The organism is Bradyrhizobium sp. HKCCYLRH1030, assembly GCF_051168395.1.
In the GTDB taxonomy this organism is placed as follows: domain Bacteria; phylum Pseudomonadota; class Alphaproteobacteria; order Rhizobiales; family Xanthobacteraceae; genus Bradyrhizobium.
The window spans coordinates 298,035-312,529 of the sequence record NZ_JBNPUY010000005.1; the positions used below are offsets into that span (position 1 = coordinate 298,035).

The window sequence follows — 14,495 nt, forward strand, 5'->3', positions numbered from 1 at the left end:
GTCCGGAGGAGTGGAGCTCATTCTTTCCGACCTACTCCCTTGCCAGAGCCGTTGCCGGATCGAGCCGTGAGGCGCTGCGGGCGGGCATGTAGCCGAAGCCGATGCCGATCGCCATCGACGTGACGGCGGCGCCGACCATGGCGAGCGGCGAATAGATCAGCTGGAAGCCGACGTCGAGCGCGTTGAAGACCGTGCCGAAGCCGACCGCGAGCGCAAGGCCCAGCGCACCGCCCAGCAGGCAGACCAGCACCGCCTCGATCAGGAACTGCATCAGGATGTCGCTGCGGCGGGCGCCGACCGCCATGCGCACCCCGATCTCGCCGACGCGCTCCGACACCGACACCAGCATGATGTTCATGACGCCGATGCCGCCGACCAAGAGCGAGATCACGGCGATGGCCGCCACCAGCAGGGTCAGCACCTGCGTCGTGCTTTCGACGGTCTTGCGGATGTCATCGGTGTTGAGGACGAAGAAATCCTTGGCATTGTGCCGCGCCGTCAGCAGCGCCGTTGCGGCACGCTCGGCCGCCGCCATCGGCGTCGCCTCGTCGACGCGGACGCTGATGCTACGCAGCACCTGGTTGCCGAGGAAGCGCGCCTGCACGGTCGTGTAGGGCAGGTACACGATCGGCGTGGAGCTGGAGCCGAAGCCGGCCTGCTGCTGCTTGGTGATGCCGACGACGCGGCAGGGCACCTTGCCGATCAGGACCACGCTGCCGAGCGGACTGACGTCGGGATCGGGAAACAGCGCCTTGCGCGCATTGTCGTCGATCACGGCGTCCTGGGCGTAGGAGCGCACGGTATCGGCATCGAGATAGCTGCCTTCGGCAAGCTCGGTGTTCTTGACCCGGAAATACTGCTCGCCGACGCCGGAGATCTGGGCGCTGACCTCGATCGCGCCGAACCGCAGCGTGCTGGTGGTCGAGACCGTCGGCGAGATCGCATCGACATAAGGCTGCTGCGCCATGACCTTGGCATCGGCGAGCACCAGCGTCCTGATCTTGCTGGAGCGCGTATCGCCGAAATCCTTGCCGGGAAAGAATTCCAGCGTGTTGGTGCCGAGCCGGTTGATGTCCTTCAGCACCTTGGCCTGCGAGCCCTTGCCGAGCGCCAGCACCAGCACGACCGAGGCGACGCCGATGATGATGCCGAGCATGGTGAGGAATGCGCGCATCCGGTGCGCATTCATGGCGAGCAGCGCCATCCGCGCGGCCTCGCGGAAACGGTCGAGCTGGCTGCGCCACCACGACGCCGCCTGCGCTGCGTGGTCTTCGGTCGCTGCGGCTGGCGCGGGTTCCGAAGTCCGCGGATTGAGCCGGTCGGAAATGACGCGGCCGTCCTCGATCTCGATGATGCGCCGGGCGCGCTGCGCGACGCTCGGATCGTGCGTGACGATGATGACGGTGCGCCCGGAGGCGCTGATCTCGTCGAGGATGCGCAGCACCTCCTCGCCGCTGGCGCGGTCGAGCGCGCCGGTCGGCTCGTCGGCCAGGATCACGTCGGGATCGTTGACCAGCGCGCGGGCGATCGAGACCCGCTGCTGCTGGCCGCCCGAGAGCTGACCCGGCTTGTGGTCGGTACGGCTGCCCATGCCGAGCCGCTGCAGCAGCGCCTCGGCCTTGCGGTGGCGTGCCGCCGGGCCGAGCCCGGCATAGACCGCAGGCACCTCGGCATTGTCGGCGGCGCTGAGCTCGCCCAGCAGATGGTAGCGCTGGAAGATGAAGCCGAAATGCTCGCGCCGCAACGCCGCCAGTTCGTCCGGATCGAGCGAGCCCATCTCGCGGCCGGCGATCCGGTAGCTGCCGGATGTCGGGCGGTCGAGGCAGCCCAGAATGTTCATCAGCGTCGACTTGCCGGAGCCCGACTGGCCGATGATCGCCACCATCTCCCCGCGCGCGATCTGGAGGTCGACGCCACGCAAAGCATGGACCGTGCCTTCGCCGGACGCGTAGCGCCTCCCGACATTCTGCAGGTCGATCAGGACCTCCGTCATTACGCGCCTCCGGGCGGGGGCATCACGGTTCGCTTCGTGCCCTCCTCGGGCGCCGAGATCACGACCCGCTCGCCCTCGCGCAGGCCGGACTGCACCTCGGCCCGGATCTTGTTGTTGAGGCCGACGCGAATGGTGCGCTTCTCCAGCGTTCCTGCGCCGGCCAGCACGCGCACCGTGTAGCTGCCATCGGGATTGGCGTTGCCAAGCGCGGACGACGGAATGGTCGGGACCTTGCGGGCCTCGCCGAGCAGGATGTGAACCTCGGCCGTCATGTAGGTCATCAGCCGCCCGTCCGGATTGGCGATGTCGAACACGCCGTTGTAGTAGATCGCGGAGGACGTGGTGGACGAGGACGAGCTGCTGCTCGACGTGGTCGTCGTGCTCGACGAGAAGCTCGAATCGCTCTTGATCGATTCGGGCGCCGGCTCGATCGACCCGAGCGTGCCCTCGTAGCGATGATCGGGCTCGCCCAGCACGGTGAAATAGACGTTCTGTCCGGGCCTGACCTTGACGACATCGGCCTCGGAAATCTCCACCCGCACGGTCATCGTCTCGACCTGGCCGAGCACGACGATGGTCGGTGCCGACTGCACCGCATTCACGGTCTGGCCCTGCTGGGTGACGATCGACAGCACGGTGCCGTCGATCGGAGCCGTGATCTTCGTGTAGCCGAGATTGACGCGCGCGGTCTCGATCGCCACCTCGGCCTCGACGATCTGCGCGTCGAGCTGCGCGATCTGGGCCTGGGTCTGCTTCGCGGTCGCCTCGGCGCTGTCGTAGTCGGCGCGCGACGACGCCTTCTGCGCCAGCGTAACCTGCTGCCGCGCCAGGTTGGCCTCCGCCAGCGCCAGGGTGGCGACCTTCTCGTCACGCTGCGCCCGCACGCTCCGCAGGCTCGCCTCGTTGGTGCGCAGCGTGTTCTGTTGCGTCAGCGAGTCGATCTCGGCGATCAGGTCGCCGGCCTTCACTTTCTGGCCGAGCTTGACGTTGAGCGCGACGAGGCGCCCCGAGGCCTGGGCACCGACCGCGACGAGCTTGACCGGCTTCAGCGTGCCGGTGGCGAGCACGGTCTGCTCGATGTCGCCGGTCGTGACGGGTGCGGTGACGAGATTGGCGTTGGGATTGCTGGTCAGCCTCATGATCAGCACGATCGCGGCGGCCAGAACGACGAGCGCTCCGGCGATCAGCAGCGGCCAGCGCCGTGGCCGCTTCGGCTTCGGCGCCGGCGCGAGGCCGCCATCGACCGCGACCGGTCGGGGCATGTGGGATAAGGGTGCGTTCATCGGATCACTTCGGAGGCACTTTTTGAAGTTCAGATCGTAGATTATTTGGGCGCGACGGCCTGTGCGAGATGCGGGCCGGTGCCGCTGTCGACGACCTCGGGCAGCGAGCTGTCGATCGCTGCGGTCCAACCGCCGCCCAGCGCCTTGGCCAGCGCCACGTAGTTCTTCGCGAGCGTAGCGCGGCTGGCGAGCAGGTTGTCCTCCGCGGTGAACTGCGAGCGCTCGGCATCGAGCACGTCGAGGAAGGTGCTGGAGCCGGTCTGGTAGAGCGAGCGCGACAGCCGCGCGGCTTCGCCATAGCGCCGGGCCGACTCGCTCAGGCTGCGGATGCGGATGCGCTCCTGGCCGAGGCCGACGATGGCGTTTTCGACGTCTTCGAGCGCGCTCAGCACCGCGCTGCGCCAGGCGACGTGGTATTCGTCACGCTGCGCTTCCGCGACCTCGACGGCGGCCTGCAGCTTGCCGCCGTTGAAGATCGGCACCGAGACGCTCGGGCCGATCGACCAGCCGATCGTCGAGCTCTTGCCGAGATCGCCGAGCTTCAGCGCCGTGGTCGAGACCGTGCCGGTCAGGCTGACATCCGGGTACAGCGCGGCGGTGGCTTGGCCGATCTTCGCGGTGAACTGCGCGAGCTGCCGTTCGGCCTTGCGCACGTCGGGCCGCATGACCAGCACGTCGGCCGGGATGCCCTTCGGCAGCGGCAGGCGCGGCGATGGGATCGGCGCCGCGCGCGACAGGCGGAGATTCAGGGCCGTCGGGTCGCGGCCGAGCAGGACGCCGAGCCGATGCACGGCCTGCTGATAGCTGCTCTCATAGGTCGGGATGGTTGCTTCGGTGCTGGCGGCCAGCGCGCTCGCCTTGGCGGTGTCGACGGCCGAGGCAGAGCCGGCATTCTGCTTGCGCTCGGTCAGCGCCGCGGTCTCGCGCTGCGAGGCGGCAGTGCGCCGCGCCAGCGCCGCTCGCGCCTGGTAGGCGCGGGCATCGATGTAGTTGGAGGCGACGTCGCCGACCAGCGTCAGCAAGGTCGCGCGCAGATCGTCCTCGGCGGCATCGACGCCGTAGGTCGCCGCCTCGACCGCACGGCGGTTGGCGCCGAACAGATCCAGCTCCCAGCTCGAATCGAAGCCGGCCTGGTACTGGCTGTAGGTGGTAGGAGCGATCGCGATGCCGCTCGTCGAGCTGCCGGCGCTGCGGGTCTCCGTTGCCGTGCCGGTGCCGCTGACGGACGGAAACAGCGCGCCGACCGCCTGGCGCTGCGTCGCCCGCGCCTCGCGGATGCGCGCCTTGGCGGCGGCGACGTCGAGATTGCCGGCAACCGCCTCGCTGATCAGTTGATCGAGCAGGTCATCATTGAGGTTGCGCCACCAATGCGCGAGCTTCAGCGTCTGCGCCGGCCGATTGCGGTCGCTGCTCCAGCGCTTCGGCACGCCGAACTCAGGCGTCACGTAATCGGGGCCGACGGCGCAGCCGGCGAGCAGCGGCGTGGCGAGGCAGAGTGCGAGCAGGACGGGCTTCACGGCGGCTGATACTATCGCGGTTCGAAAGGAGGCCGCGCCGGCTGGTCGGCCACGCCGCAGGACTTCCCCGTGTTTGTTTGATGCGCGGAGCCTAGGCAGGTTAACGATTGCGCAGGATTAAGTCGCGTGAAGAAATGTTTCCGCCTTAACAATACAGCTTACTTTCGCCACGATCGGACCTCGCTTCGGGCTGTTCTTTTGGACTCAAATCGACCATGTTCCGCGCATGATGTCGTCACACGATACCGCCGTGTCCGCAGACGCGAACATACCGGCAGCCGCGCGCATTCTCTGCGTCGAAGATGACCGGGAGATTGCGGCGCTGCTCACCGAGCTGTTGCAGGAGCACGGCTTCGCGCCGCGCTTCGTGTCCTCCGCGGCCGCGATGAACGACCTCCTGCAGCGCGAGCAGGTCGACCTCATCATGCTCGACGTGATGCTGCCGGACGACGACGGCATGAGCATCTGCCGCCGCCTGCGCCAGATCTCGACCGTGCCGATCATCATGGTGACGGCGAAGGGCGAGGACATCGACCGCATCCTCGGCCTCGAGCTCGGCGCCGACGACTATGTCGTCAAGCCGTTCAATCCGCGCGAGCTGGTGGCGCGCATCCGCGCGCTGCTGCGCCGGTCGCAATTGCATCCCGCCGTGATCGCGGCGCGGCAGGCGCCGATGACGTTCGACGGCTGGCGCATCGAGCCGGCGACGCGCACGCTGTTCGATCCCGACCGCGTCAAGATCACCTTGACCAGCGCGGAGTTCGATATCCTGCTGGCGTTCTGCCGCAATGCCGGCCGCGTGCTGTCGCGCGAGCAACTGATCGAGCTGGCGCACGGCGGGCAGGCCGGGCCGGTCGAGCGCAGCATCGACGTCCATATCAGCCGTATCCGGCAGAAGATCGAGCCGGGCGCGCGCAGTTGGTCCCTGATCAAGACCGTGCGCCTCGGCGGCTACGTGTTCACGCCAAGAGTCGAGACCATCGATGACGCCAGATAGCAAGCCGTGCCCGCGCCTCGGCCTCACCACGCAGATCGTGACCTTGGCGTCGCTGTCGGTGCTGTTCGGCATGGTGCTGATGATCGCGGCCGCGCTGCTGTTTCTCGATCCGCCCGACGAGCAGGAATCGCCGGCCTACGGCATCGCGCGCGTCGCCGAGGCGGTGCACTTCGTCCGCGCCGCGAACGACCCCGTGGCCGTCGAGAGCAGCCTGTCGAGCCTGCGCAGCTCCGGCATCCAGGTCGAGCTGGTGCCGCTGACCTCGCTGACGCTGCTCGCCAAGCCGGTCAGGGACGTGCCATGGACCTCGCGGCTGGCCCGCCGTCAGCTCAGCGTGCTGCGTGACGTCACCTTGCTCCACGGCGTCGGCTATGGTGCGGCGCCGCCGACCCAGATCATCGTCCAGGTCGACGGCGAGCGTGCGCTGGTGTTCGACGACGTGCCGCGCCTCGAATTCTGGTCGATGGTGCTGAAGCCGACGGCGGTGTTCCTGTTTCTCATCCTGATCCTGGGCGTGCTGCTTTCGATCTACGCGGCGCGGGCGATCATCCGGCCGCTGTCGGAGATGGCGCGCGCGGCGGCCGCATTCGGCCGCTCGCCGGGCGCGCAGGAGCCGCTGAGCCGGCGCGGGCCCAGGGAGATCGCCCAGGTCGCCGAGGCGCTGAACGAGATGCAGGCGCGCATCCGCGCGCTGCTCGACGACCGCACGCGGATGCTGGCGGCGATCAGCCACGACCTGCGCACGCCGCTGACGCGGCTCAGGCTGCGCTCGGAGCGGATCGGGCAGGGCGAGATGCGCAGCGCGATGCTGCGCGACATCGACCAGGTCAGCCGCATGCTCGACGAGACGCTCGATTACCTGCGCGACGACACCAAGGCGGAGCAGCCGGCGCGGATCGAGCTGGCGAGCCTGCTCGAGACGATCTGCTGCGACTTCGCCGATGTCGGCCACGCCGTCAGCTTCGATGGACCGTCGCGGCTGGTCTGCGAGGGCCGGGCGCGGGCGCTGTCGCGCGCCGTCACCAACGTGGTCGAGAACGCGGTCAAGCACGGCAGCGAGGTCGTGGTCAGCCTGTCGACCCTGGCCGACGGCATGATCGCGATCGAGGTCGCCGATGACGGCCCGGGCATTCCGCAGGCGCTGCAGGCGCGCGCGCTGGAGCCGTTCGTCAAGCTCGACCAGGCGCGCTCCGCCGGCGGCTTCGGCCTCGGCCTGTCGATCGCGCAGGAGATCATGAAGAAGCATGACGGCGGCATCGCGCTGATGCCCAACGCCCCGCGCGGCCTGCGGGTACGGCTGTCGCTGCCGCTGCGCCTCGCGATGCCCGCGGCGATCCCCGCCAAGGTGGCGTAGCAGACGCCACGAGGAGGAAACCCCGCCGGTGCTGATCCCGGCGGGGCCTTTGCGTTCGCCGATGTCGAGGGACGGCAATCAGCTCACGCGCTTCCAGGTCTGTCCGCCGCAGAACAGGCCGCCGAAGGCGCAGCCCTGGACCCGCAGCGTGTTCGGATTCTTGAGCACCACGGTGGAGTCGTAGTTGCCGCCGCCGTCCGGATCGTGGATGCGGCCGACCCATTTGCTGTCCTTCGGCTTCATGTTGATCAGGATCTTCTCCCGCGTCTTCTCGGCAAAGCCGCAGATGTTGGCGCCGCACGGCTCGATCACGACATTGCCCTTGCCGCCCTCGGTGGCCCACAGCCCGAGCGGCGAGTTCGGATCGGCTGCCGGCGCCGGCTGAACTGCGGCAGGCGCCGCGGCAACCGTGACCGGCGCGGGTGCCGGGGCTGGCTGTGGAGCAGGCGCGGTCGCCGCGACCGGCGCCGGCGGCACCGGCATCTGCACGGTCGTGGATGGCGCAGCGGCAGTGGGCGATGCAGGGGCTGGCGCGACCGCGGCTGGCGCGGTGGCGGCGGGCGCCGGCGCGTTGACGACCGGCGGAGCCGCCACGGGCGCCGCGACAGCGGGGGCCGGAGCGCCGGCCGCAGGCGCGCTGCCCGCCGGCGCATCGTCATCGTCGAGCTTGGATGATTTCAGCCCGCTGAGGTCGATGCCGGACACCTGCAGGCAGGACAGCGACTGGCAGTTGCGCGGCACGGTGACGCGGATCTTGTGTCCGTCGAAATTGAACGCGATCGAGCTGCCGGCCTGCGCGGCGCTGCTCGCGATCAGAACGGCTGCTGCGGCCAGATACACGGTCTTCATGAATGAGCTCCCTCGGACGGCGTCGTGAACCTGGAGGGAACTCTTAGACGCGGGTGACGGCGCGATCTGTGACAAGGGTCACAGCCGAAAAGGCAATGCGGCTGGGGCCGCACGCGGCCCACCGCGGCCCGTCAATCGATCGAGGTCGGATCGCAGCGATCAGATCATCCCGACGATGATCGCGCCGACGAATGCAAACACGACATACGTGACCACCATGCTCAGCCGATCGGCAAGGCTCATGGGACCGCTCCCGTTTCGCATCTCGCGCACCTGGCGTGCGCTCGCGCTTGACGCCTGCTCCGCAAAGCGCGCGCCACACATATCCGATCGGCATCGGCAAAAAAGACAGCGCGGTTGTCGCTTCCCCGTAAATGGACTGCCTTTCACGTCACGATGGTTTGCGCGCCGTAAATGGACGGCATTGACAGGTCCTTAAGCAAATTGCCGCAAACCTCTGCATATGACGCGCGGAGTTCGTTTGTATCTCGTCGGCTCCATCGTCCTTGTCTCGCTTGCGGGTTGCGGCCGTGGATTCTTCCAGGAGCGCGAGCCGTGGCGGGCCGAGGCCGAGATCGCCTGCCTGAAATCGGGCGCGGTGAAGGAGAGCGCGGATATCGTCCGCATCAATCCGATCTCCGGCCCCGGCATGTGCGGCGCCGACTATCCGCTGAAGGTGGCGGCGCTCGGCGAAGCGACCACGAGCTATGGCTTCGCCGATGAAAGCCTGCGTCCGCCGGCCGCGATCGGCGGCCAGCCGCGCTGGCCGATCAACCAGCCGCCGCAACGCTACGCCCCGCCCGCGACCTATCAGCCACAGGCGGCGCCGCAGCCCGCCTATCCGTCGTCGAGCGCGGCCTATCCGGGTTCGGCATCGCCGTCTTATGGCGCCCCTCCCGGCGCGCCACTGCAGCTCGAGCCGCCGGTTGGCGAGGACGACGTCAATCAGCCGGCCGACGCGGCCTATTCGCCCTCTGGCGGTCAGCCGGCCGCTCGCACCGCCTATCCGCAGCAGGAACCGCCGCCGCGGCTCGGACCGTCGCGCGATCCGGTCGGCACCGTCGGCCCGGTCGCGGTGAAGCCGACCGCGACGCTCGCCTGTCCGATCGTCTCGGCACTCGACCGCTGGATCGCGGAGTCGGTGCAGCCGGCAGCCCAGCGCTGGTTCGGCACCAAGGTCGTCGAGATCAAGCAGATCTCGGCCTATTCCTGCCGCGGCATGAACGGCAATCCGAGCGCGCACATTTCCGAGCATGCCTTCGGCAACGCGCTCGATATCGCCGCCTTCACGCTCGCCGACGGCCGCCGCATCAGCGTCAAGGACGGCTGGATCGGCCTGCCCGAGGAGCAGGGCTTTCTGCGCGACATCCAGGGCGGGGCGTGCCAGCAGTTCACCACCGTGCTGGCGCCCGGCTCCAACGTCTATCACTACGACCACATCCATGTGGACCTGATGCGCCGCGCCAGCCGCCGCATGATCTGCCAGCCAGCCGCGCAATCCGGCGAGGCGGTGGCGGCACGTGCGCAGCAGCGGCGCTATGGCTACGGCCAGCGCGAGCCCGACGTGACCAGCTCGATCCCGTCGCGCAAGCAGCCGCGCAGCATCGGCCAGCTGATCAACGAGGAAGACGAATTCCGGGACTATTGAGAGGGCGAATAGGGAACAGCGAGTAGCGAATCGGGATCGGGACGATCACCTGCTCGCCATTCGCCATTCGCCATTCCTGTGCGCGGCTGTGGATTTCTTTCGCCGTCAGCCGCGCCTGACCGCGCTCTGTCCCGCCCCGAAACGGAAACCCCGACGTCACGCGCTGCGGATTAGGAGTCCGTTGACCAGTTTTGCCGTCCGCCTTTGGCCGACACTAGACCTGCCACAGTCGCCAGGAACAAGGCGCGCGGGGTTCTGGTTGCTGCCGGATTGGGAGAGGCGGAGATGGCATCGTATCGCATCAAGGCGATTGGGGCGGGCTTCGAGGTCGGCACCGCCGAGCAGGCCGTGCTGGTCTGCCGCTCGCTGAAGACGGCACGCCGCGCCGTCGCCGATGCGCAGCGTCTGGAGCGGATGCCGCCGAAGCCGATTCCCTGGCGCACGCCGCCGGAGAGCGAGACGTCGGCTGGTGGAGCGGAGGATGCCGCGCGCAGCGAGGATGCCGACACCGAGGTTCTCGTCGTGTCGGATGGCCCGCCTCTGTGCTGCTGACTAGATCATGATGCGATTCCACGGAATCGCATCATGATCTCATCTACTTGTTTGAGCATGATCTTTTCGGAAAACCGGTTTCCACTTTTCCGGATCATGCTCTAACCGGCGCGGAAGCGGCAGAACTGGAACTGCTGCGTCGAGTCCCATGGCGTGCGATGCACCTCGGTGCAACTGTCCTCCAGCGTGAAAGCAGGACCCAGCGCAGCGGCCAGTCCGTGGGCGTCGTAGCGGACGACCGGCAGTCCGCTGCACTTCTCCGGACCATCGGACGCGAACGTGCCGATGATGACGGCCCCGCCGGGCACCACGGCCGCGCGCAGGCGGTCGACGTAGGCGGCGCGGTCCTCAGGCGCGGTGAGGAAATGGAAGGCGGCCCGGTCGTGCCAGACCTCGTAGCGCGCGTCCGGCGTCCAGGTGGTGACGTCGGAGGCGATCCACGTCACCCCGGCCGCCGCCGCGCCAAGCCTGCGGCGCGCCGTCGCCAGTGCCGCGTCGGAGATGTCGAGCACGGCGAGCGCGCCGTAGCCGGCCGCGAGCAGCGCATCGACCAGCCGCGATGCGCCGCCACCGATGTCGATGATCCGCGATGTCGGTGTCGCACCGGCCTCGCGGATCATCCGCAGCGACGTCGCCGGGTCGTCCTGGTACCAGCTCACCTCGGTCTCGGCCTTGGTGGTGTAGACGGTCTGCCAATGGGTGGTGCGGTCGGACATGGTTTCGGTCCCGAGGAGAGGCACACATTATAGCACGTGACGGCTCGAACTCTTGCCCAGCCGGCGGTGAGTCCCCTCCCCCTTGCGGGGAGGGGTCGGGGGTGGGGGTCCCCACGCGCTGAACGTTCCATGGGGCACACTTCACGCGTGAACGATTTCACGCGTTCGACTGCGGTCGTTCGACGCGCGCGATGATTCTCCAGTGTTCTTGATAGATCGACTCTCCATCACGAACAGCGGGACTCGTGGTCCCCCACCCCCAACCCCTCCCCGCAAGGGGGAGGGGAGTTCACCGTCCGCGAGGAGAGGGCGTGAGACCTAGCAAGCTCCGCCTCAGAACGTCCCCGCCACCGTCACCCGGAACGTCAGCGGCTCGATCGGGTGCAGCACGCGGTCCATCACGCCAGTCTGGCAGACCTGGGCCGGCACCGGCGTCGCGGGCGGCGACACATAGCAGTCCTTGTAGAGCTGGTCGGTCGGCAGCAGCGAGCCGTAGCCGTAGGAGATCTGGCTGGCCTTGCTGTTGAGCAGGTTCAGCACGTCGAGCTGGATGCGCCAGCCATTGGCGTCGCGGAAGCCGATGCGGCCGTTGAACACGCTGGTCGGGGTGGAGCGGAAGTAGTTGTCCTCCGTCAGCGGCGTGGAGCCGAGATAGCGCCAGCGCAGGCCGCCGAACCAGCCGGTCTTCTCGCCGAGGGTGATGCCGGCCGAGGCGATCATCGCCGGCGCGTTGGGGATGTAGTTGCCGGGCGCATTGCCAAGCTGGGCCTGGGGGTAGCCTGCGAGCGAGGCGTAGACCGCCGCTTGGTCGGTGTTGTCGCCGACGAAGCGCGCATGCGTCATCGCCAGATCGGCGTCGATGTCGATCCACGACGCCGGGCGATAGTGGTTGGTCAGCTCGAAGCCGTAGCGCCGGCTCGGCCGGCTGGCCTCGGTGTTGCCGGCATCGCCGGAGAACAGGATCTCGGAATCCTGGTTGAGCATGAACACGCTCAGCGACGAGTCGAGTCCGGGGACGATGCGCGTGCGCACGCCGACCTCGGCGCCCTTGGTGCGCACCAGAAGGGGCGAGGAGTCGATCCTGGTGCCCGGCGCAGCCGGATCGTCCGTAGTGGTCGCGCCGCGGGCATCGTTGCTGTGCATGCCGTAGCCGGCGCCGACGAAGAACTCGGTCTTGTTGAACGGCCCGATCACCATCCGGAATTTCGGGCTGCCGAGGCCGGCCGCGGCATCGCCGGTGTTGTTGCCGTTGGTCAGCGAATACACGTGGGTCTGATAATAGTCGCCGCGATAGCCGACCGTGGTGCGCAGCCAGTCGGTCCAGCGCACGGTGTTCTCGACATAGAGCCCGACGCTGCCTTCGCCGACCTTGTCGGCGCGAACGACGCCGGTGCTCAAGGGATCGATGTCGGAGAGCAGCACCCGCTGACGCGTATTGGTCAGCGCCAGCGCGATGTCGTCGTAGCGCGTCTGGACGCCGAACGTCGTCTCCATGGGGCGGCCGGCGAAGCTGCCGTTCAAGGTGCGTGACGCATTGGCGCCGAGCATCAGCCGGTCGTCGTGCTGGTGAAACTGGTCGCCATAGGTCGGGTTGTTCAGCGCGTAGGTGAAGTTGTTGTAGAGATCGAGCTGGCTCTTCACCACGTAGGCGTTGGCCTTCCACGAGCCGGCCTCGTCGGTGCCGGCGATGCGGCCGGACAGCGCGAAGCGGTTGGTCTTGCCGCCGTCGGTCGGATCGTATGCGTCGTAGCGGCCGAGATCGCCCGAGGTGATGGCGCGTTCCGGCACCTGGTCGGTCGAGGTCCAGCGGTTCGCATAGGCCATGCCGGTGATCGAGAAGCCGTCGGTCGCCGTGCCCTGCGAATAGCGCATCAGGCCGTTCAGCTTCTTGGCGTCGTCGGGCGTGGTCCAGGGTCCGTCATAGCGGCCGGCCTCGCCGGCGATCAGCAGATGGCCGTCGCCGACATGCACCGAATCCATGCCGAAGAAACGGCGATAGCCGAAGCTGCCCGCCGTCACCTGCGCGATCGCCTTGGGCACGCTGTCGATCAGGCCGATATGGACGCTGCCGGCGGAGGCGAAGTCGCCCTCGTCGGCGAAGTAGGGCCCCTTGCGCACGTCGACACGGCCGATCGTCTCCGGCATCAGCCAGTTGAGATCGGCATAGCCCTGGCCGTGGGCATGGGTGCGCATGTTGACCGGCACGTCATCGACATGGAGTGCGAGGTCGGTGCCGTGGTCGAGATTGTAGCCGCGCAGAAAATACTGGTTGGCTTTGCCTTCGCCGGAGTGCTGCGTGACGATCAGGCCGGGCACCGCTTCCAGCACCTCGCCGGGGCGGGTCGCCGGGCGGGCGTTGATCTCCTCGCCGGATATCACGACCTCGCTCGCCATGCCCTGCGGCCGCGCGGGGCCGGAGCCGACATTGGGCGCGCCGGACGGTGCAGCCGCCGCCGCGGTGGCCGGCGTTACATTCGTCGCCGCACGGGCGGCGCCCGGCTTCGGCCGCTGCGCCTCGCGCCGGACCTGCGGTTTCGGCTTGGCCGCGCGTCGGGGGGCATCGACGTCGACCGTCGGCAGTTCGGCCGGGGCCCGTTCCGGATGGGCGTTTGCCTGCTGCGCCAATGCCGCCATCAGCACGCCAACACTTGCCCCACGCCACTGCATCGTCACGCCCCTCGATCTCGTCATCGGGCGTGCGTCATCATCTGCCGTGAGCCGTCGTTGGCCCGCGACACGCGCACTTGGTTCGCCCTGATGTCGAGTGTTAAAGAACGCTAAGGTGACACCGGTATGATGTCAACGTGAAAACATCATACTCATCGGGTGGATAGGCGCTTGTCGCGCAGCTCAGGGAGACGGGACATGCAGCGCCTGACGATCACGATCGACGACGATCTTCTGGCCGAGGTCGACGCCTTCATGGCCCGGCGTGGCTACGACAACCGCTCGGAGGCGTTTCGCGATCTGCTGCGCAGCGGCCTCGAAACGGCCGATGCCGGCGCCGCCGACAGCCGCCACTGCATCGCGACTCTCAGCTACGTCTACGACCATGCCGCGCGCGAATTGCCGAAGCGCCTGACGCAGGAGGCGCACGACCATTCCGGCCTCGCCCAGGCGACCCTGCACGTCCACATCGACCAGGAGAGCTGCCTCGAGGTCACCGTGCTCAAGGGCGAGCGTCGCGAGGTCAAGGCGTTCGCCGACCACGTCATCGCCGAACGCGGCGTCCGCCACGGCCACGTCGCGATGATGCCGGTCGATCCGGCGCATGACCACGGGCACGCGCATAGTCATAGCCACGCCCATAGTCATAGCCATTCGCATTCCCACACGACCAAGAGCGGTAAGAAGTAGAGCAGAAAGAGATTTGGCACACTGCCGGCCAAATCCTCCAATGTCATGCCCGCCCCCCGGGTCTCGCCTTTGGCGAGCCCGAGGGCAGGCTCCGGCGGGCATCCAGTACGCCATGACGTCGCGTGTCATCACAGCCGCCGCGGAATACTGGATCGCTCGGTCGGGCCGGGCGACGACAGTTGAGGTTTTGGCGCGGAGCCTGCCCACTCTCTGTCAATGCGAGGCGCTC

Annotated in this window: 11 protein-coding genes; 5 read left to right on the top strand and 6 right to left on the bottom strand. The window is 68.0% G+C overall.

Going from position 1 to position 14,495, the window contains the following annotated elements; all coding sequences use genetic code 11:
- Positions 1 to 31: 31 nt before the first annotated feature.
- The 3 genes from ACQR1E_RS17175 to ACQR1E_RS17185 are packed head-to-tail and all read right to left on the bottom strand — an operon-like array spanning position 32 to position 4,793.
- The gene (locus tag ACQR1E_RS17175; protein ID WP_315713465.1) at positions 32 to 1,993 is read right to left on the bottom strand and encodes a MacB family efflux pump subunit; all 1,962 of its coding nucleotides are present in this window, start codon (positions 1,991 to 1,993) and stop codon (positions 32 to 34) included.
- Positions 1,993 to 3,276, bottom strand: a complete 1,284-nt coding sequence (locus ACQR1E_RS17180; RefSeq protein WP_434897331.1) for an efflux RND transporter periplasmic adaptor subunit — start codon at positions 3,274 to 3,276, stop codon at positions 1,993 to 1,995. Before ACQR1E_RS17180 ends, ACQR1E_RS17175 begins: the two co-directional genes overlap by 1 nt.
- 41 nt (positions 3,277 to 3,317) lie before the next feature.
- Positions 3,318 to 4,793 carry an efflux transporter outer membrane subunit gene (locus ACQR1E_RS17185; protein WP_434897332.1) on the bottom strand — a complete coding sequence of 492 codons (1,476 nt, stop codon included), beginning with the start codon at positions 4,791 to 4,793 and terminating at the stop codon, positions 3,318 to 3,320.
- A gap of 226 nt (positions 4,794 to 5,019) precedes the next feature.
- Here ACQR1E_RS17185 and ACQR1E_RS17190 point away from each other — a divergent pair, with 226 nt between their 5' ends.
- Both ACQR1E_RS17190 and ACQR1E_RS17195 read left to right on the top strand, forming a co-directional pair.
- On the top strand, positions 5,020 to 5,790 hold the full coding sequence (locus tag ACQR1E_RS17190) for a response regulator (protein ID WP_315713462.1): 771 nt from the start codon (positions 5,020 to 5,022) through the stop codon (positions 5,788 to 5,790).
- Entirely contained in the window at positions 5,777 to 7,144 is a 1,368-nt protein-coding gene (locus ACQR1E_RS17195) for an ATP-binding protein (protein ID WP_315769198.1), read from the top strand. The genes ACQR1E_RS17190 and ACQR1E_RS17195 overlap by 14 nt, the downstream gene beginning before the upstream one ends.
- Positions 7,145 to 7,222: 78 nt before the next feature.
- Here ACQR1E_RS17195 and ACQR1E_RS17200 read toward each other — a convergent pair whose 3' ends face one another.
- Positions 7,223 to 7,993 carry a DUF2147 domain-containing protein gene (locus ACQR1E_RS17200; RefSeq protein ID WP_434897333.1) on the bottom strand — a complete coding sequence of 257 codons (771 nt, stop codon included), beginning with the start codon at positions 7,991 to 7,993 and terminating at the stop codon, positions 7,223 to 7,225.
- Between the two features lie 463 nt (positions 7,994 to 8,456).
- Here ACQR1E_RS17200 and ACQR1E_RS17205 point away from each other — a divergent pair, with 463 nt between their 5' ends.
- Together ACQR1E_RS17205 and ACQR1E_RS17210 are read left to right on the top strand one after the other, a co-directional pair.
- A complete protein-coding gene (locus tag ACQR1E_RS17205) occupies positions 8,457 to 9,641 on the top strand; it encodes an extensin family protein (RefSeq protein ID WP_434897334.1) in 1,185 nt (394 codons plus the stop codon).
- Positions 9,642 to 9,926: 285 nt separating this feature from the next.
- Positions 9,927 to 10,193, top strand: coding sequence for a hypothetical protein (locus ACQR1E_RS17210; protein WP_315713457.1), 267 nt, complete (start codon positions 9,927 to 9,929; stop codon positions 10,191 to 10,193).
- A 101-nt stretch (positions 10,194 to 10,294) separates the two neighbouring features.
- Here ACQR1E_RS17210 and ACQR1E_RS17215 read toward each other — a convergent pair whose 3' ends face one another.
- A complete protein-coding gene (locus tag ACQR1E_RS17215) occupies positions 10,295 to 10,909 on the bottom strand; it encodes a class I SAM-dependent methyltransferase (RefSeq protein WP_316174269.1) in 615 nt (204 codons plus the stop codon).
- A 333-nt stretch (positions 10,910 to 11,242) separates the two neighbouring features.
- Complete coding sequence (locus ACQR1E_RS17220) at positions 11,243 to 13,600, bottom strand: TonB-dependent receptor (RefSeq protein WP_434897335.1); 2,358 nt, start codon at positions 13,598 to 13,600, stop codon at positions 11,243 to 11,245.
- 174 nt (positions 13,601 to 13,774) lie between these two features.
- Here ACQR1E_RS17220 and nikR point away from each other — a divergent pair, with 174 nt between their 5' ends.
- Positions 13,775 to 14,266, top strand: a complete 492-nt coding sequence (gene nikR, locus ACQR1E_RS17225; RefSeq protein WP_316192831.1) for a nickel-responsive transcriptional regulator NikR — start codon at positions 13,775 to 13,777, stop codon at positions 14,264 to 14,266.
- Positions 14,267 to 14,495: the final 229 nt, after the last annotated feature.

Excerpts from the sequence above, each read along its gene's own strand:
- ACQR1E_RS17175 (WP_315713465.1), bottom strand. The coding sequence starts at position 1,993 with ATGACGGAGGTCCTGATCGACCTGCAGAATGTCGGGAGGCGCTACGCG.
- ACQR1E_RS17180 (WP_434897331.1), bottom strand. The coding sequence starts at position 3,276 with ATGAACGCACCCTTATCCCACATGCCCCGACCGGTCGCGGTCGATGGC.
- ACQR1E_RS17190 (WP_315713462.1), top strand. The coding sequence starts at position 5,020 with ATGATGTCGTCACACGATACCGCCGTGTCCGCAGACGCGAACATACCG.
- ACQR1E_RS17195 (WP_315769198.1), top strand. The coding sequence starts at position 5,777 with ATGACGCCAGATAGCAAGCCGTGCCCGCGCCTCGGCCTCACCACGCAG.
- ACQR1E_RS17200 (WP_434897333.1), bottom strand. The coding sequence starts at position 7,993 with ATGAAGACCGTGTATCTGGCCGCAGCAGCCGTTCTGATCGCGAGCAGC.
- ACQR1E_RS17205 (WP_434897334.1), top strand. The coding sequence starts at position 8,457 with ATGACGCGCGGAGTTCGTTTGTATCTCGTCGGCTCCATCGTCCTTGTC.
- ACQR1E_RS17210 (WP_315713457.1), top strand. The coding sequence starts at position 9,927 with ATGGCATCGTATCGCATCAAGGCGATTGGGGCGGGCTTCGAGGTCGGC.
- ACQR1E_RS17215 (WP_316174269.1), bottom strand. The coding sequence starts at position 10,909 with ATGTCCGACCGCACCACCCATTGGCAGACCGTCTACACCACCAAGGCC.
- ACQR1E_RS17220 (WP_434897335.1), bottom strand. The coding sequence starts at position 13,600 with ATGACGAGATCGAGGGGCGTGACGATGCAGTGGCGTGGGGCAAGTGTT.
- nikR (WP_316192831.1), top strand. The coding sequence starts at position 13,775 with ATGCAGCGCCTGACGATCACGATCGACGACGATCTTCTGGCCGAGGTC.